This is a genomic window from Streptomyces sp. NPDC014889 (assembly GCF_043081205.1).
GTDB lineage: Bacteria > Actinomycetota > Actinomycetes > Streptomycetales > Streptomycetaceae > Streptomyces.
The window spans coordinates 548,171-563,685 of the sequence record NZ_JBIBWH010000001.1; the positions used below are offsets into that span (position 1 = coordinate 548,171).

General features: G+C 71.2%; 18 protein-coding genes. 15 read left to right on the plus strand and 3 right to left on the minus strand.

Going from position 1 to position 15,515, the window contains the following annotated elements:
* The first annotated feature begins 50 nt into the window (after positions 1-50).
* The 6 genes from sufD to ACF09J_RS02490 are packed head-to-tail and all read left to right on the plus strand — an operon-like array spanning position 51 to position 4,393.
* Positions 51-1,235 (plus strand): Fe-S cluster assembly protein SufD, encoded by a 1,185-nt coding sequence (gene sufD / locus ACF09J_RS02465; protein ID WP_392303504.1) that lies wholly within the window; start codon positions 51-53, stop codon positions 1,233-1,235.
* Positions 1,232-1,555: a non-heme iron oxygenase ferredoxin subunit gene (locus tag ACF09J_RS02470; protein ID WP_100569481.1), complete on the plus strand. Its 324-nt coding sequence runs from the start codon at positions 1,232-1,234 to the stop codon at positions 1,553-1,555. The genes sufD and ACF09J_RS02470 overlap by 4 nt, the downstream gene beginning before the upstream one ends.
* A 7-nt stretch (positions 1,556-1,562) precedes the next feature.
* Entirely contained in the window at positions 1,563-2,327 is a 765-nt protein-coding gene (gene sufC, locus ACF09J_RS02475; protein WP_392303505.1) for a Fe-S cluster assembly ATPase SufC, read from the plus strand.
* Positions 2,324-3,580 carry a cysteine desulfurase gene (locus ACF09J_RS02480; protein WP_392303506.1) on the plus strand — a complete coding sequence of 419 codons (1,257 nt, stop codon included), beginning with the start codon at positions 2,324-2,326 and terminating at the stop codon, positions 3,578-3,580. Before sufC ends, ACF09J_RS02480 begins: the two co-directional genes overlap by 4 nt.
* Positions 3,581-3,596: 16 nt before the next feature.
* Positions 3,597-4,064: a Fe-S cluster assembly sulfur transfer protein SufU gene (gene sufU / locus ACF09J_RS02485; protein ID WP_392303507.1), complete on the plus strand. Its 468-nt coding sequence runs from the start codon at positions 3,597-3,599 to the stop codon at positions 4,062-4,064.
* Entirely contained in the window at positions 4,061-4,393 is a 333-nt protein-coding gene (locus ACF09J_RS02490; RefSeq protein WP_100569477.1) for a metal-sulfur cluster assembly factor, read from the plus strand. The genes sufU and ACF09J_RS02490 overlap by 4 nt, the downstream gene beginning before the upstream one ends.
* Positions 4,394-4,492: 99 nt before the next feature.
* On the opposite strand, the gene ACF09J_RS02495 is transcribed toward ACF09J_RS02490, so the two are convergent.
* A complete protein-coding gene (locus ACF09J_RS02495; protein ID WP_392303508.1) occupies positions 4,493-5,104 on the minus strand; it encodes a hypothetical protein in 612 nt (203 codons plus the stop codon).
* A gap of 106 nt (positions 5,105-5,210) precedes the next feature.
* On the opposite strand from ACF09J_RS02495, the gene ACF09J_RS02500 reads away from it, so the two are divergent.
* The 4 genes from ACF09J_RS02500 to ACF09J_RS02515 all read left to right on the plus strand — a co-directional run bounded on the left by ACF09J_RS02500 (position 5,211) and on the right by ACF09J_RS02515 (position 7,895).
* On the plus strand, positions 5,211-5,531 hold the full coding sequence (locus ACF09J_RS02500) for a DMT family transporter (RefSeq protein ID WP_392303509.1): 321 nt from the start codon (positions 5,211-5,213) through the stop codon (positions 5,529-5,531).
* Positions 5,531-6,082: a TetR/AcrR family transcriptional regulator gene (locus ACF09J_RS02505; RefSeq protein ID WP_392303510.1), complete on the plus strand. Its 552-nt coding sequence runs from the start codon at positions 5,531-5,533 to the stop codon at positions 6,080-6,082. The genes ACF09J_RS02500 and ACF09J_RS02505 overlap by 1 nt, the downstream gene beginning before the upstream one ends.
* A 100-nt stretch (positions 6,083-6,182) precedes the next feature.
* On the plus strand, positions 6,183-7,172 hold the full coding sequence (gene dapD / locus ACF09J_RS02510; RefSeq protein WP_392303511.1) for a 2,3,4,5-tetrahydropyridine-2,6-dicarboxylate N-succinyltransferase: 990 nt from the start codon (positions 6,183-6,185) through the stop codon (positions 7,170-7,172).
* A gap of 219 nt (positions 7,173-7,391) precedes the next feature.
* Positions 7,392-7,895, plus strand: a complete 504-nt coding sequence (locus tag ACF09J_RS02515; protein ID WP_392303512.1) for a hypothetical protein — start codon at positions 7,392-7,394, stop codon at positions 7,893-7,895.
* A gap of 168 nt (positions 7,896-8,063) precedes the next feature.
* Here the strand turns inward: ACF09J_RS02515 and dapA are convergent, their stop codons facing one another.
* Positions 8,064-8,972 carry a 4-hydroxy-tetrahydrodipicolinate synthase gene (gene dapA / locus ACF09J_RS02520; protein WP_392303513.1) on the minus strand — a complete coding sequence of 303 codons (909 nt, stop codon included), beginning with the start codon at positions 8,970-8,972 and terminating at the stop codon, positions 8,064-8,066.
* A 154-nt stretch (positions 8,973-9,126) separates the two neighbouring features.
* Here dapA and ACF09J_RS02525 point away from each other — a divergent pair, with 154 nt between their 5' ends.
* The 4 genes from ACF09J_RS02525 to ACF09J_RS02540 all read left to right on the plus strand — a co-directional run bounded on the left by ACF09J_RS02525 (position 9,127) and on the right by ACF09J_RS02540 (position 11,123).
* Entirely contained in the window at positions 9,127-9,282 is a 156-nt protein-coding gene (locus tag ACF09J_RS02525) for a hypothetical protein (protein WP_392303514.1), read from the plus strand.
* Complete coding sequence (locus ACF09J_RS02530; RefSeq protein ID WP_392303515.1) at positions 9,279-10,004, plus strand: hypothetical protein; 726 nt, start codon at positions 9,279-9,281, stop codon at positions 10,002-10,004. Before ACF09J_RS02525 ends, ACF09J_RS02530 begins: the two co-directional genes overlap by 4 nt.
* Before the next feature lie 175 nt (positions 10,005-10,179).
* On the plus strand, positions 10,180-10,599 hold the full coding sequence (locus tag ACF09J_RS02535) for a phage holin family protein (RefSeq protein WP_392303641.1): 420 nt from the start codon (positions 10,180-10,182) through the stop codon (positions 10,597-10,599).
* Positions 10,596-11,123, plus strand: a complete 528-nt coding sequence (locus ACF09J_RS02540) for a DUF3618 domain-containing protein (protein ID WP_392303516.1) — start codon at positions 10,596-10,598, stop codon at positions 11,121-11,123. The genes ACF09J_RS02535 and ACF09J_RS02540 overlap by 4 nt, the downstream gene beginning before the upstream one ends.
* A gap of 138 nt (positions 11,124-11,261) precedes the next feature.
* On the opposite strand, the gene ACF09J_RS02545 is transcribed toward ACF09J_RS02540, so the two are convergent.
* Complete coding sequence (locus ACF09J_RS02545; protein WP_392303517.1) at positions 11,262-13,091, minus strand: endonuclease/exonuclease/phosphatase family protein; 1,830 nt, start codon at positions 13,089-13,091, stop codon at positions 11,262-11,264.
* 309 nt (positions 13,092-13,400) lie between these two features.
* Between ACF09J_RS02545 and ACF09J_RS02550 the strand changes: the two genes are divergently transcribed.
* The gene (locus ACF09J_RS02550; RefSeq protein WP_392303518.1) at positions 13,401-14,828 is read left to right on the plus strand and encodes a hypothetical protein; all 1,428 of its coding nucleotides are present in this window, start codon (positions 13,401-13,403) and stop codon (positions 14,826-14,828) included.
* Positions 14,829-15,515 lie beyond the last annotated feature (687 nt).

Here is a 15,515-nt window from a genome sequence, read left to right on the forward strand (position 1 = left end):
CGCAGTCCGCCGTCCAGCCCATACGCAAGAAAGCGAGCATTACGACAGCCATGGCTGAGGCCCAGAACATCCCCGTCGGTTCGACGACCGCGGGCCAGATCGCGGTCGCCGCCGAGTCGACCGTCGCCACGCGCATGAGCGCGCCGCCCTCCTTCGACGTGGCGGACTTCCCCGTCCCGCACGGCCGCGAGGAGGAATGGCGCTTCACCCCGCTGGAGCGGCTGCGCGGTCTGCACGACGGCACCGCGACCGCCGACGGCGAGGGCGTCAAGGTGGACGTCCAGGCCCCCGAGGGCGTCACGGTCGAGACCGTCGGCCGCGACGACGCCCGGCTCGGCAAGGCCGGCACCCCGGTGGACCGCGTCGCCGCCCAGGCCTACTCCGCCTTCGAGAAGGCCTCGGTCGTGACCGTGCCCAAGGAGGCCGTCCTGACCGAGCCGATCCGCATCGCGGTGCACGGCCAGGGCGGGGTCGCCTACGGCCACCAGGTCATCGAGCTCGGGGCCTTCGCCGAGGCCGTCGTCGTCATCGACCACACCGGTGACGCGGTGCTCGCCGCCAACGTCGACTTCCTGCTCGGCGACGGCGCCAAGCTGACCGTCGTCTCCATCCAGGACTGGGACGACAAGGCCGTGCACGTCGCCCAGTACAACACGCTGATCGGCCGGGACGCCTCCTTCAAGTCGGTCGTCGTCACCTTCGCCGGTGACGTCGTCCGCCTGAGCCCGCGCGTGACCTACGCCGGCCCCGGCGGCGAGGCCGAGCTGTACGGCCTGTACTTCACCGACGCCGGCCAGCACCAGGAGCACCGCCTTCTGGTCACCCACAACACCCCGCACTGCAAGTCGAACGTCGCCTACAAGGGCGCCCTCCAGGGCGACGACGCGCACGCGGTGTGGATCGGCGACGTGCTGATCGAGGCCAGGGCCGAGGGCACGGACACCTACGAGATGAACCGCAACCTGGTGCTGACCGACGGCGCCCGCGTCGACTCCGTGCCGAACCTGGAGATCGAGACCGGTGAGATCGTCGGCGCCGGCCACGCGTCCGCGACCGGCCGCTTCGACGACGAGCAGCTCTTCTACCTGATGGCCCGCGGCATCCCGGAGCAGGAGGCCCGCCGTCTGGTGGTCCGCGGCTTCTTCGCCGAGCTGGTCCAGCAGATCGGTGTCAAGGACATCGAGGAGCGCCTCATCGCCAAGATCGAGGAGGAGCTGGAGGCGGCGGTCGGATGACCCACACCTTCGTACGCGTCTGCGGGCTGAGCGAGCTGGAGGAGGACACCCCGAAGCGGGTGGAACTCGACGGCACGCCGGTCTCGGTCGTGAAGACCGAGGGGGAGGTGTTCGCCATCAACGACATCTGCTCCCACGCGAACGTCTCGCTCTCCGAGGGCGAGGTCGACGACTGCCACATCGAGTGCTGGCTGCACGGCTCGCGCTTCGACCTCCGTTCCGGCAAGCCCGACGCGCTTCCCGCGACGCGCCCTGTCCCCGTATACCCCGTAAAGATCGAAGGGGACGACGTGCTCGTCTCCCTCACCCAGGAGTCCTGAGGCACCCATGGCAACGCTTGAAATCCGAGACCTGCACGTCACCGTCGAGGCCGACAACGCCACGAAGGAGATCCTCAAGGGCGTCGACCTCACCGTGAAGCAGGGCGAGACGCACGCCATCATGGGCCCCAACGGCTCGGGCAAGTCGACCCTCGCCTACGCCCTTGCGGGCCACCCCAAGTACACCGTGTCCAGCGGCTCCGTCACCCTCGACGGTGAGGACGTCCTGGAGATGTCCGTCGACGAGCGCGCCCGCGCGGGCCTGTTCCTGGCGATGCAGTACCCGGTCGAGGTCCCCGGCGTCTCGGTCTCCAACTTCCTCCGCTCCTCCGCCACCGCCATCCGCGGCGAGGCGCCGAAGCTGCGCACCTGGGTGAAGGAGGTCAAGGAGGCCATGGAGCGGCTCTCCATGGACCCGGCCTTCGCCGAGCGCAACGTGAACGAGGGCTTCTCCGGCGGTGAGAAGAAGCGGCACGAGATCCTCCAGCTCGAACTGCTCAAGCCGAAGATCGCGGTCCTCGACGAGACCGACTCCGGCCTCGACGTCGACGCCCTGCGCATCGTGTCGGAGGGCGTGAACCGGGTCCGCGAGAGCGGCCAGGTCGGCACCCTGCTGATCACCCACTACACGCGCATCCTGCGCTACATCAAGCCCGACCACGTCCACGTGTTCGCCGGCGGCCGGATCGTCGAGTCCGGCGGCCCCGCGCTCGCGGGCAAGCTGGAGAACGAGGGCTACGAGGCATACGTGAAGGGTGGCGCATCCGCGTGACACAGCTGCCGGGCCTCCTCGACACAGAGGCGATCCGCAAGGACTTCCCCGTCCTGGACCGGCTGGTCCACGACGGCCAGAAGCTCGTGTACCTGGACAACGCGGCGACCTCGCAGAAACCGCGCCAGGTGCTGGACGCCCTCAGCGAGTACTACGAGCGCTACAACGCCAACGTCCACCGCGGTGTGCATGTGCTCGCCGAGGAGGCCACGGCGCTGTACGAGGGCGCGCGCGACAAGGTCGCCGCGTTCGTCAACGCTCCGAGCCGCGACGAGGTGATCTTCACCAAGAACGCCTCCGAGTCGCTCAACCTCGTGGCCAACATGCTCGGCTGGGCCGAGGAGCCCTACCGGGTGGACCACGAGACCGAGATCGTCATCACCGAGATGGAGCACCACTCCAACATCGTTCCCTGGCAGCTGCTGGCGCAGCGCACGGGCGCGAAGCTGAAGTGGTTCGGCCTCACCGAGGACGGCCGCCTCGACCTGTCGAACATCGACGAGGTCATCACCGAGAAGACGAAGATCGTCTCCTTCGTGCTGGTGTCCAACATCCTCGGCACCGTGAACCCGGTCGAGGCGATAGTGCGCCGCGCCCAGGAGGTCGGCGCGCTGGTCTGCATCGACGCCTCCCAGGCCGCGCCGCACATGCCGCTGGACGTCCAGGCGCTCCAGGCCGACTTCGTGGCCTTCACCGGCCACAAGATGTGCGGCCCGACCGGCATCGGCGTGCTCTGGGGCCGCCAGGAGCTGCTGGAGGACCTGCCTCCGTTCCTCGGCGGCGGCGAGATGATCGAGACCGTGTCGATGCACTCGTCGACGTACGCCCCCGCCCCGCACAAGTTCGAGGCGGGCACGCCGCCGATCGCGCAGGCGGTCGGTCTGGGCGCGGCGATCGACTACCTGAACTCGATCGGGATGGACAAGATCCTCGCCCACGAGCACGCGCTCACGGAGTACGCGGTGCGGCGGCTGGCGGAGGTCCCCGACCTGAGGATCATCGGCCCGACCACGGCCGAGGACCGGGGCGCGGCGATCTCCTTCACGCTCGGTGACATCCACCCGCACGACGTGGGCCAGGTCCTCGACGAGCAGGGCATCGCGGTGCGCGTGGGCCACCACTGCGCGCGGCCGGTGTGCCTGCGGTACGGAATTCCTGCGACCACGCGGGCGTCGTTCTATCTGTACTCCACGCCGGCCGAGATCGACGCACTGGTGGACGGCCTGGAGCACGTACGGAACTTCTTCGGCTGACGGGACGAGCGATCGCATGAAGCTGGATTCGATGTACCAGGAAGTCATCCTGGACCACTACAAGAACCCGCACGGGCGTGGTCTGAGGGATGGCGACGCCGAGGTGCACCATGTGAACCCGACGTGCGGCGATGAGATCACCCTCCGTGTGAAGTACGACGGCACAACGATCAAGGACGTCTCGTACGAGGGCCAGGGCTGCTCGATCAGCCAGGCCTCGGCCTCCGTACTCAACGAACTGCTCGTCGGCAGGGAGCTGGCCGAGGCGCAGAAGATCCAGGAGACCTTCCTGGAGCTGATGCAGTCCAAGGGCCGGCTCGAACCCGACGACGCGATGGAGGACGTCCTGGAGGACGCGGTCGCGTTCGCCGGGGTGTCCAAGTACCCGGCCCGGGTCAAGTGCGCCCTGTTGAGCTGGATGGCCTGGAAGGACGCGACGGCCCAGGCGCTGGGCGGCGCCGACGCCGAAAGGAAGACCGCATGAGCGAGACCGTGGAGATGAAGCCGGCCTCGGAGGAGGAGCTCCGCGAGGCCCTGATGGACGTCGTCGACCCCGAACTGGGCATCGACGTCGTCAACCTCGGCCTGATCTACGGCATCCACGTCGACGAGTCGAACATCGCGACCATCGACATGACCCTGACGTCCGCGGCCTGCCCGCTCACCGACGTCATCGAGGACCAGGCCAAGTCCGCCACGGACGGCCTCGTCAACGAGCTGCGCATCAACTGGGTCTGGATGCCGCCGTGGGGCCCCGACAAGATCACGGACGACGGCCGCGAGCAGTTGCGGGCACTCGGGTTCAACGTCTGAGACCGACGAGCACAACGGCGAACGGCGAGGGCCACTCGGACCTCGCCGTTCGCCGTTCGCTCGCCGGTGCCGCCCGTTTCTCTCGCCGGTCCCTGGGCGTCAGCGCACGACCAGCCCTCCGATCAGGCCGAACAGGCTCACCACGCCGAAGACGGCGATACCGATCCCGAGCGCCTTGCACAGCCCGCTCACCGCCCGGGCGATCCCCGACGACCGCATCGCGGCGCCGATCCGGCGGCCCGTGCGCGGCATCACGGTGCAGAACGCCCCGCCGAAGGAGGCCAGGCCGCCGAAGAGACACAGCACGCAGAAGCAGATCACGGACAGCCGCCAGGCCGTCGGGGTCACCCCGACCGTGTAGCAGTGGCCCCGGGCATCCCGCTGGACCGGCAGCACCGCCCCCTTCCTCTGGGGGCCGCCGATGGACGCGTACGTGTCCACGACACGGTGGTCGTCGGACCGGAAGGCGCCGACGCAGTCGGTGTGGCGCTGCTTGCCGGTGCCCGAGGTGACGCATCCGTCGATCCTCAGCAGCCCCGGGGTGCCGGAAGCACGCGTGGAGTACTTCAGACCATCGGCGAGATGCGCGGTCGCGGCCACCCCGAAGGTGCAGAACAGCACCCCCATGAACAGCATCACCAGCACCAGGCAGACGCGGCCCAGCAGCGACTTCGGCGGATCGGTCGGCTTCGGTGTGTCGTCGGCCCTCACTCGCGGCGCCCCTCCAGGTCTGTGCCGTCACTCGCCGCAGCATTATCGACGGTGATCGAAGACTCGTTGTGTACGGTCGTACACATCGGCGGATACGCTCGCCCGCATGGGATACGTGATGCTCGCCGGGGCCATCGCCGCGGAAGTCGCGGCCACGACGGCCATGAAGTACAGCGACGGCTTCAGCAGGTTCGCGCCGTCGCTGGTGACCGTCGTCGGGTACGTCCTGTCCTTCGTGCTGCTCGCCCGGACCCTGCGGACCGTGGCCATCGGCACGGCCTACGCGATCTGGTCCGGCATCGGCACCGCGGCCGTCGCCGCGCTCGGTCTGGCCCTGTTCGGGGAGGCGCTCGGACTCGCCAAGGTCGCCGGGATCGTACTGATCATCCTCGGGGTGGTCGTCCTCAGCCTGGGCGGGGCCCACTGATGGCCCGGCGGTACGACCCGGAGCGGCGGCAGCGGATCATCGACGCGGCGCTGCGCGTGGTGGGCGCCAAGGGCCTGGCCGGACTGAGCCACCGCACGGTGGCCGCGGAGGCGGACGTACCGCTCGGCTCCACGACGTACCACTTCCGGACACTGGACGAGCTGATGATCGCGGCCCTCGGGCAGGCCAGCGAAGGCTTCGCCAAGGTGATCGCCGCGCGGGGCGGCCTCGACGACCCGCGCACCGACCTCGCGGAGGCGCTCGCGGGCTGGATGGGGGAGTGGCTCGCCGGTGACCGCACCGGGGTCGAGCTGGAGTACGAGCTGTACCTCGCCGCCCTGCGCCGCCCCGCGCTCCGTCCCGTCGCCGCCGAGTGGGCCGAGGACGTCGCGGCCCTGCTCTCCCGCCGCACCGACCCGACCACCGCCCGCGCCCTGGTGGCCCTCATGGACGGCATCTGCCTCCAGGTCCTGCTGACCGGAACCCCCTACGACGAGGGCTACGCGCGCGAGATGCTGAGCCGGATGATCAGGCCGTCCGCGGACGCCTGACCCGGCGCGGCGCGGGCGCCGCGCGGGCCCCCGACCGGCACATGAGACGCCCACCGCACCGGTTCGCCGGGGCGCGCCGCCTCACGTTAGGTTTCCTTCTATGACCGACACGACTGCTCCCCGCACCACCGGCGCCGTGGCCGCCGGACTCGCCACGATCGCCGCCGACGGCACCGTTCTCGACACCTGGTTCCCCGCCCCCGAGCTGACGGACCAGCCCGGCCCGGCCGGCAGCGAGCGGCTGTCCGCCGAGCGGGCCGCGGAGCTGCTCGGCGACGGCGCCACCGCGGCGATCGGACCGGACGCGCGCCGGGGCGTCGAGGTGGTCGCGGTCCGCACGGTCATCGCCTCGCTCGACGAGAAGCCGATCGACGCGCACGACGTCTACCTGCGCCTCCACCTGCTCTCGCACCGGTTGGTCAAGCCGCACGGCCAGAGCCTGGACGGCATCTTCGGCCACCTCGCGAACGTCGCCTGGACCTCGCTCGGCCCGGTCGCCGTGGACGACATCGAGAAGGTGCGGCTCAACGCCCGCGCGGAGGGCCTGCACCTCCAGGTGACCTCGATCGACAAGTTCCCGCGCATGACCGACTACGTCGCCCCGAAGGGTGTCCGCATCGCCGACGCCGACCGGGTACGGCTCGGCGCGCACCTCGCCGAGGGCACCACCGTGATGCACGAGGGCTTCGTGAACTTCAACGCGGGCACCCTCGGCACCTCCATGGTCGAGGGCCGCATCTCCGCGGGCGTCGTGGTCGGCGACGGCTCCGACATCGGCGGCGGCGCCTCCACCATGGGAACGCTCTCCGGCGGCGGCAACGTGATCATCGCCATCGGCGAGCGCTGCCTGGTCGGCGCCGAGGCGGGCGTGGGCATCGCGCTCGGCGACGAGTGCGTGGTCGAGGCCGGCCTGTACGTCACCGCCGGCACCCGCGTGACGATGCCCGACGGCCAGATCGTCAAGGCACGCGAGCTGTCCGGTGCGTCCAACATCCTCTACCGCCGCAACTCGGTCACCGGCGCGGTCGAGGCCCGCCCGAACAACGCGGTCTGGGGCGGCCTGAACGAGATCCTGCACAGCCACAACTGACCACGTTTTCTGACCTGCTGTTGAGCTGTCGACGTCGGTCATCGCTGAGCGCCCTTCCACGGCCCCAGGCCGGCCCGGGAGGGCGCTCGCGCATGAGCACGGCAGGGGGAGTTCGGCACCGGCCTGCTCAGCCAGCTGCCACCGAGGTCACCACACCACGTTCATTGCAGGCAGGAGCCCACGTGGCAAGTGCCTCCGCAGCACCGGGAGATCCCCCGCATGGTCGACTACTATCCGTACCGAATCGCGGCCAGGACAGGGGACCTGACGCTGATCTGGCGACCCGGAGAGGACGATGCCGCCGATGAGCTCGTCGTTGACGAACTCGGAAGGCTCCTCGGGTTCCATGATCTCGAGACGCTGCAGGAACACCGCGATCGCAACGGCTGGGAGCTCGTCCGGGAGGACGAAGGCACTCTCGATCTGGTCGTTGTACGGCGGTGGGTCGAGCACCCTGGCCATGGCTCGGTCCCGGCAGGACTGCTGCTGGACGCGTGGAACTTCTTCGAAGACCTCTCCCACAGTCTGAAGGCCGGCCCACGCCTTCCCGCCCAAGGATCGGTCCACGACAGCGCCTACGAGAAGATCTTCGGCGGCGAAGCTCTCGAACCGACCGCCGGTGACGGAGCCTGGACGGCGGAGGAGACCGAGGCCGTACGTGAACTCCTGCGCGCGGGGCTGGACCTCTGGGAACACGCCGTGCACAGATCCAGCACCGGCTGATCGACTCTACGAGCCTTCCACGCCTGTGCGTTTCCTTGGCTGGGACCAACTCGCCGACGGTGTTCCCCACGGGGCCGCCATGCTTCGACGGGCGCTCGACGACTACCGAGCCACGTGCCGCCCGGAGTTCGTCGTGGAGGTGTCGTGACTGCGGGCGCGTAGCCGCGATCACGCGGCTCGCAGGCGTTCGTATGTCGCGCGCAGGGCAGCGGTCGTTTCACGGGGGGCGGGGAGAAGGGGCGGGCGGACCGGGCCTGCGGGCAGGGTCAGGTCGTTCAGGAGGGCCTTGACGGTGACCGTGCCGGGGAGGCCGGCGGACATCGTCGACTCGATGAGTTCGGTGGCCTGTTGCTGGAGGCGGGCGGCCCGGGCCGTGTCGCCCGTGTCGAACGCGTCGAGGATCGAGCGGAGTTGGCGCGGGACGAGGTTCGCGACCGTGCTGACGTATCCGGTGCCGCCCACCGCGTACAGGGCGAGGATGTGCTCCTCGCAGCCCGCGTAGTACGCCAACTCGGTGCGGGACAGCACCTTCTGGGTGCCGAGGAAGTCGTAGGCGCAGTCCTTGACCGCCACGATCCGGGGGTGTGCGGCCAGCCGCAGCATGGTGTCCGGTTCGATGCGGGTGCCGGTGCGGCCGGGGATGTCGTAGAGCATCACCGGCAGCCCGGAGGCGTCCGCCACCGTACGGAAGTGCTCCTCCACGGCGTCCTGCGGTGGCCTGCTGTAGTACGGCGTCACCACCAGCACCCCGTCCGCGCCCGCCTTCTCGGCCGCCAGTGCCAGTTCGACGGTGTGCCGGGTGTCGGCGGTGCCCACGCCCGCGACGATCGAGGCGCGCTCGCCGACCGCCTCGCGCACGGCCCGCACCAGCGCCGACTTCTCGGCGTCCGTCGTGGTCGGCGACTCGCCCGTCGTGCCGCTGAGCACGACTCCGTCGCACCCTTCGCTCACCAGACGGTTGGCGAGCCGCTGGGCGCCGTCGAGGTCGAGCCCGCCCGAGGCGGTGAAGGGCGTGATCATGGCGCACAGGGCGCGGCCGAAGGGAGGGGCGGGAGTGGTCGCTGTGGTCGTCGTCATGGAAGCAGTTTCGGCAGACCCGACAGTGAAGCTCCACTTAATTTTTCTTCCGGTTATGGGTAAGTGATGCTGGAGAAACGGTGTCCTGTGTCCAAGTCGGGCGTGATGCGTCACCATGGGCAGGAGGTCACCGACGGCAGGCACGGGAGGCGTCATGAAGCTCGGCAAGGCACTGGCCACCGGGGTCGCGGAGGAACGGCCGACGGTACGCGAGGAGGAGGCCGGACTCCCCGAGGCGGTCCGGGAAAGCCAGGAAATCCAGGAACCGCGGGTCGCCGCCGCGCCCGAAGAGGCCCCGGCCGCCCGATGAGGCTCCGGCTGCCCGCGGAACGCCCGACGGAGCCGCCGACCGGATACAAGATCGCCCACCCGGTGCTGTCCCACGACGGCACCCGGGCCCGCTTCACCGGTGTGTCGCTCGGCGGCGCGCTGCCGTACGGCGTCGTCGCTGACGCGGCCTGCGTCTACGGCCGCCGGCACCGGCCACCCGCCCGCCTGTGCGACTGCGGCTTCCACTGCGTGCACGAACGTGCCGCCGCCGAGGCGCTGCTGTGCACGACCGAGCACCGCGGCGCCGTCCTGCTGGAGGTCTCCGTCCTCGGCGCCTACATCCGCTACGAGCGCGGGTTCCGCTACGCCCGCCAGCGGGTGCACACGGCGACGGTCGGCCCGTGCGCGTGCGGCGCGCCCGCCTCCGCCCTGGCCGACGCGGGCTGGGGCAGGCCCGGCTGGCGGGCGCTGACCGCCGCCTGCGCGGGCTGTCTGCACGGCCGTACCTCCGTGACCTGCGCCGGCTTCGCCCGGCTGGCCGGGGCCGGACTGCGGGTCGTGGCCGGCGGCAGCGGGCCGGCCCTGATCGCCCCGGCGGTCGCCGCGTCCGGGGCGCCGAGCGGCCCGCTCGCCGGACCCGAGGGGCTCGGGGTGCCCGAACTCGCCGCGGAGGCCGCCCTGTTGCAGGCCCGCCTCGACTGGTTCCAGACCCAGCTCGCCCGGCTGGGCGAGCGCGGTCCTGGTGGTACCGGCCACGGGTAGTCGCGGGGTCCCGGGGTACCCGGATGGTCCGGACCGAGAGGAGGCGGACACCGTGACCGGGACGATCGATGTGAGGCCTGCGCCCGACCAGCGCCGCCCAGTGCGCGACCGCTCGCCGGGCGACCGTTCACCGGACGAACGTTCGCTGGACGAACGGCTGCCGGCCGAAACCTTGGTGGGCGACCGTGCACCGGCCGTACCTTCGGCGGGCGAGCACTCGGTGGGTGAACTCGTCCACCGGGCCACCGAGCAGCTCTCCCAGCTCGTACGGCAGGAAATGGCCCTGGCCAAGCTGGAGCTGACCGAGAAGGGCCGCCGCATGGGACGCGGCGGCGGACTGCTCGGCGCGGCGGGCGCCGTCGGCTATGTCGGACTGATCGCGCTCGCCGGCGCGGCCACCGCCGCCCTCTCGCTGGCGCTGCCCGTGTGGGCCGCGGCGCTCGTCGTGACGGCCTTGCTGTTCGCGATCGCCGGCGTGCTGGCCATCGTCGGCCGCGCCCAGCTGCGCCGTGCAACACCGCCCACGCCGGAGGAGATGCTCGGCAGCGTCAAGGCGGACGTCGAGGCGATCAAGGAAAGGGCACACCACCGATGACGGACAGGACACAGGGGGACGGCGGCGCGACCACGCCGACCGGAGCGAAGGGCCCCGACGAGCTGAGGCAGCAGATCGAGCAGACGAGGAGCCAACTCGGCGACACCGTCGAGGAACTGGCGGCCAAGGCGGACGTGAAGGGCCGCGCGAAGGCCCGCGCGGCGGACCTGATGGACAAGGCCGGCGCCCTGACGGTCCAACTGCGCAGCTCGGCCGCGCACGCCGGGCACCGCGTCCAGGAGAAGGCCACCCATGCCGGTCATCGGACCCAGGAGGGGGCGGGCCGGTCCGGGCACATGCTTCAGGAGCGGGCCACGCACGCGGGTCACCTGGTCCAGGAGCGGGCCACGCGTGCCGGGCACACGGTCCAGGAGCAGGCGTCCCGGGCCGGGCATTCCGCCCCGGTGAGCAACGCGGTCGAGGCGTACCGGCGCAATCCGCGCCCGATGGTGATAGCGCTCGCGGCGGGCGCGGCGGTGCTGGTCGCGGGCGGACTGCTGATACGGCGCAACCGCCGCCGCTGAGCCGCGGGCCGTCCGGTTCCGCGCCGGCGGCCGCCGCGCACCGGGACCACCGGCACCCCGAGGGCCGCCCCCACCCGAGAGGTGGGGGCGGCCCTTCTGTTGCCGGAACGTCCCGGAATGTCCCGGAACGCGCGGGTGTTACGGGTGGAAGCGCAGCACCTGCGGGTCGTGGTCGCTGGTCTGGTCGTGGAACTCGGCGTTGACGTGCACGCTGTCGTAGTCGAAGTTGCCGCCGCGCTTGATCGCCGGGCTGATCAGGATCTGGTCCAGAACCTGAAGGTTGCCCTGGTAGTCGTAGGTGTAACGCTCGTTCGCGGGCAGCGACTTGATCGCCGACCACAGCTCGCCGTCACCCTCGAGGATCTTCGCCGTGCCGGAGAACTCGAAGTCGTTCATGTCGCCGAGCGCGACGACGTCCGCGTCCTTGTCGATCTTCAGGATGTCCTTGACGAAGGCGTTCACCTCGGCCGCCTGAAGGTGGCGCTGGACCTCGGAGCTGCGCGGCACCGGCTGGTACTGCGAGGTCAGGGCCATGTCGCCGCCCTTGGAGGCGAAGTGGTTGGCGATCACGACGACCGTGCGGCCGCGGAAGACGAACTCGCCGGCCAGCGGCTTGCGGCTGTTCTTCCACGCGTCGCTCGTGGGGTTGATCCGGCCCGGGGAGACCGTCAGGGCGGCCTTGTTGCCGTTCACCTTCTTGACGCCGACCGCGGTGGTCGAGTCGCCGCCCGGGCGGTCGGTGAAGGAGACCCGAGCGGGGTTGAACAGGAACACCTGGCGGATGTTGCCGCCCGGCTCGCCGCCGTCCTTGTCGTTGACCGGGTCGATGGAGCGCCAGTCGTACGTCGGACCGCCGGCCTTCACGATCGCGTCGATCAGCTTGTTCACCGTCACGCTCGCGTCGACCGTGCCGTCGTCCACGGCGCCGTTGTTGTCCTGGATCTCCTCCAGGGACACGATGTCGGGCGACTGGAGGTTGTGCACGATCGCGGCGGCGTGCTCGTCGAAGGTGGCGTCGGACGGGTCGAGGTTCTGGACGTTGTAGGTGGCCACCGAGAGCTCGCCGGGGGACTGCTTGGCGGTCGTCTCGCGCTTCAGGCCGCCGCTCTTGAGCGTGCCGAGCTGGTTGGCGACGATCGTGTAGCCGCCGTAGGAGTTGAAGTCCATCGGGCCGGTGGTGGCGCCGGCGAGGGTGTCGCCGACGTCCGCCACGGGGAAGTCGGCGGTGGAGCCCAGCGACTCGATCTGGAGGCGGCCGGTGTTCTGGGAGTCGTAGGAGCCGTAGACCGTGCCGCCGCGGGTGCTGCGGTTCTCGTCCGGCTTCACCGTGACCCACAGCTCGCTGTAGGGGTTGGTGGCGGTGACCACCCGGGCGTCGGCGATCTGGACGTTCATGCCCTCCAGGGACTCGTAGTAGTCCAGGGCGTACTTCGTCGGCTCCAGGGGCAGACCGTTGATCGAGTTGTTGGCGGCGGGGTTGCCGGCCGGGGCGTAGGCGGCGGGCACCGACTTGGCGTCGATCACGACCGGGGCCGGGACCGGGTTGCCCTTGGAGACGACGGTGACCGTCGGCTTGGTGATCTCGGTGACCGACTGGTTGCCGGAGGTGGTGCCGCCCGGGACGTACTCGGAGACCGTGCCGGTCACCGTGACGGAGTCGCCGACGGCGACCGTCGGGGTGGAGCTGGTGAAGACGAAGATGCCCTCGCTGGTGGCGGGGTTGTTGTCCGGGTTGGCGTCCTGCATCCAGAAGCCTCTGGTCGAACCGTAGGTGCGCACGGCGGTGACGATGCCGGGCACGGCCGTGACCTGCTGGTTCGCGTAGGGCGATATCCGGGTGGCGCCCTGGATGTCGTGGATGCGCACGGTGTCCGCGTGCGCGGGAGAGGTGAGGACGACGGCGGACGCGGCCGAGCAGACGGCGGCGATGGTCAGCGCGGCGAGACGCGCGGAGGACTTGCTGGGCACAGTGGATCCCTTCGGGCATGACGGAGTACGGCGACGGGGGTGCGACGCGGGAACGCGGGACGCGGGCGGGAGGCACCGGTCCACGCGCGTAGACCGTGACGGGAACGAGCCGCCTCCGCATTTCTACGCGCGTCAATCTGCTGCGCGGCCCGGTCGGTTGTCAAGGTCTCTGTCATGGACTTGGGGTGACGGAAAGGTGAACCGGACGGGATGGGTCGAAATCCGTCTAGGCTGAGCTTTCGAGTCGTCAGGCTTACCGGCCCGTGGGCTTCCCACCCTCCGGGCCCCGGTCCTAGGAGAAACCAGCCGATGTCAGACAGGTCCTCGTTCCCGCCGGTGCGGATCACCTCCGAACCGGAGCTGGCCCGGTACGCGCTCGCCACACCGCTGCTGTCCCGCGCCGCGCGGCTCGCGCGCTGGGCCGGGGACGGGACACGGGTCGACGCCGACGGCGGGCTCGCGCAGGAGCAACTGCCCGCCGCGGCCGAAGCGCTCGGCCTGACCGGCGACGACGCGGCGGCCGGGGCGAGCGAGGCCTGGCGGGCCGCCCTGGACACCGGGCTCGTCCGGATCGTCGACGAGGAGGAGGGCGCCGTCGCGCCCGGGCCCGACCTGGAGCTGCTGACCGGCGGCTCGCCGCACGACGTGCTCGCGGTCTGGTCGAACGCCCTGGAGACCGTGCTGGCCGACGCGAGCGTGCCCGATCTGGACACGCTGGTCGAAGCGGTGGGTCAGGGCGGCGCGGTCGACCTCTCCGGGCTGGACTGGGACCCCGAGGCGGAGGCGGAGTTCCTCGACGGGGTGCTCGCCAACCTCTACCGGCTGACCGCCGGAGCGGAGGGGGCCGGCGCGGGTCCGGTGCCGCTGCCCGTGCTCGCCGCCTCCATGATCGTGCCCAGCGACATGGGGGAGCCCACCAACGACATACTGGAGCAGGTCTCCGAGGCGATGATGCGGCTGGACGACCAGTTCCGGCTGCTGGAGCCGGCGGGCCTGGTCGAGTACCGGCCGGTGGACGAGGAGTTGATGGCGGAGTCCGAGAACGAGCCGTCCACGCCGGTCGAGGACGTGGACGTCGCCCGCTACGGCATGGTGCGGCTGACCCCGCTCGGACTGCACGGGCTGCGGACCCGGCTGCTGGAGGCCGGCTGCCGGGCGCCGGTGATCGGCGAGCTCGCGGACAAGGGTGCCGACGCGCTGCTCGACGGCACCGCCGGGTTTCCGCCCGCGGCCACGCACGCGGAGACCGAGCAGTGGCTGACCAGCCGCGAACCCCTGTCCGCCGCACGGGAGTTGCTCGCCGCGGCGCGCGGCACGGACGCGGGTGCGCCGCTGCGGCGGCTGCGCTGCCAGCAGGCGCTGTCCCTGGTCGGCGCGGAGGCCGAACCGGCGCTGCGGGAAGTGCTCGACGACGCCGAACTGGGCGGTCTCGCCCGGGTCTGGCTGACCGAGCGCGGTCTGGCCGACGTGCCGGCGCCGTCCCAGGAGATGATCTTCTGGCTGACCATCGACACGGTGGCCGCGCAGCTGGCCGCCGAGGGTGACTCCGAGGAACTGCACGCCCTCGTCGAGGGTCTCGCCGAACAGCACAGCGGCTTCTTCGCGGCGGCCTGGCGGGTGGACCACCCGCAGACGGCGGACGTACTGGAGGCGATGGGCCGCCTGCACCCGGACAAGAAGACCGCCAAGGAGGCCCGCAAGGCGGCCTTCAAGGCGCGCTCCGCGCACGGCGGTTGAGCGCGGCCGGAGCCGAGCGGGGCGGTCGGGCGGAGGAACGGCGTACGCGGCGATCCGGGGCGCCGGGCGCCGGGGAGCGCGGCGGGTTCGGCGGCCGCCCCGCCGCCCGGGTGCTGCGGGGCGGTGCTCGCTCGGCGTCTACGAAGCCTTCAGCCGCACGTTTGCGCGCGGCCGGGCGGTAGGTCAGCGCGGTCGTGGTCCCCGGTCGGGGCGGTGGCTGTCCTCCGGGCGCGGACGTGGCGCGGTGGGAGCGGGGCGGTGGCCGGCCGTGGCCCGCGCTCGTGGTGCGGGGCGGTGGCTCGTTCGGTGTCGGTGAGGCGTTCGGCGGCACGCTCGCGCGCGGCCGAGCGGTACGTCAGCGCGGTTGCGGTCCCAGGCCGGGGCGGTGACCGTCCTCCGGGCGCGGGCGCGGGCGCGGGCGTGGCGCGGCGTGGCGCTGGCTGGCCGTGGCCCGCACTCGTGCTGCGGGGCGGTCGCTCGTTCGGCGTCGACGAAGCCTTCAGCCGCACGCTTGCGTGTGGCCGGGCGGTAGGTCAGCGCGGTCGTGGTCCCCGGTCGGGGCGGTGACTGTCCTCCGGGTGCGGACGTGGTGCGGTGGGAGCGGGGCGGTGGCCGGCCGTGGCCCGCGCTCGTGGTGCGGGGCGGTGGCTCGTTCGGTGTCGGTGAGGCGTTCGGCGGCACGCTCGC

What these genes read in the sequence shown, in the direction of transcription:
- sufD (WP_392303504.1), top strand. Translation starts at nt 51, where the DNA reads ATGGCTGAGGCCCAGAACATCCCCGTCGGTTCGACGACCGCGGGCCAG.
- ACF09J_RS02470 (WP_100569481.1), top strand. Translation starts at nt 1,232, where the DNA reads ATGACCCACACCTTCGTACGCGTCTGCGGGCTGAGCGAGCTGGAGGAG.
- sufC (WP_392303505.1), top strand. Translation starts at nt 1,563, where the DNA reads ATGGCAACGCTTGAAATCCGAGACCTGCACGTCACCGTCGAGGCCGAC.
- sufU (WP_392303507.1), top strand. Translation starts at nt 3,597, where the DNA reads ATGAAGCTGGATTCGATGTACCAGGAAGTCATCCTGGACCACTACAAG.
- ACF09J_RS02490 (WP_100569477.1), top strand. Translation starts at nt 4,061, where the DNA reads ATGAGCGAGACCGTGGAGATGAAGCCGGCCTCGGAGGAGGAGCTCCGC.
- ACF09J_RS02500 (WP_392303509.1), top strand. Translation starts at nt 5,211, where the DNA reads ATGGGATACGTGATGCTCGCCGGGGCCATCGCCGCGGAAGTCGCGGCC.
- ACF09J_RS02505 (WP_392303510.1), top strand. Translation starts at nt 5,531, where the DNA reads ATGGCCCGGCGGTACGACCCGGAGCGGCGGCAGCGGATCATCGACGCG.
- dapD (WP_392303511.1), top strand. Translation starts at nt 6,183, where the DNA reads ATGACCGACACGACTGCTCCCCGCACCACCGGCGCCGTGGCCGCCGGA.
- ACF09J_RS02515 (WP_392303512.1), top strand. Translation starts at nt 7,392, where the DNA reads ATGGTCGACTACTATCCGTACCGAATCGCGGCCAGGACAGGGGACCTG.
- dapA (WP_392303513.1), bottom strand. Translation starts at nt 8,972, where the DNA reads ATGACGACGACCACAGCGACCACTCCCGCCCCTCCCTTCGGCCGCGCC.
- ACF09J_RS02525 (WP_392303514.1), top strand. Translation starts at nt 9,127, where the DNA reads ATGAAGCTCGGCAAGGCACTGGCCACCGGGGTCGCGGAGGAACGGCCG.
- ACF09J_RS02530 (WP_392303515.1), top strand. Translation starts at nt 9,279, where the DNA reads ATGAGGCTCCGGCTGCCCGCGGAACGCCCGACGGAGCCGCCGACCGGA.
- ACF09J_RS02540 (WP_392303516.1), top strand. Translation starts at nt 10,596, where the DNA reads ATGACGGACAGGACACAGGGGGACGGCGGCGCGACCACGCCGACCGGA.
- ACF09J_RS02550 (WP_392303518.1), top strand. Translation starts at nt 13,401, where the DNA reads ATGTCAGACAGGTCCTCGTTCCCGCCGGTGCGGATCACCTCCGAACCG.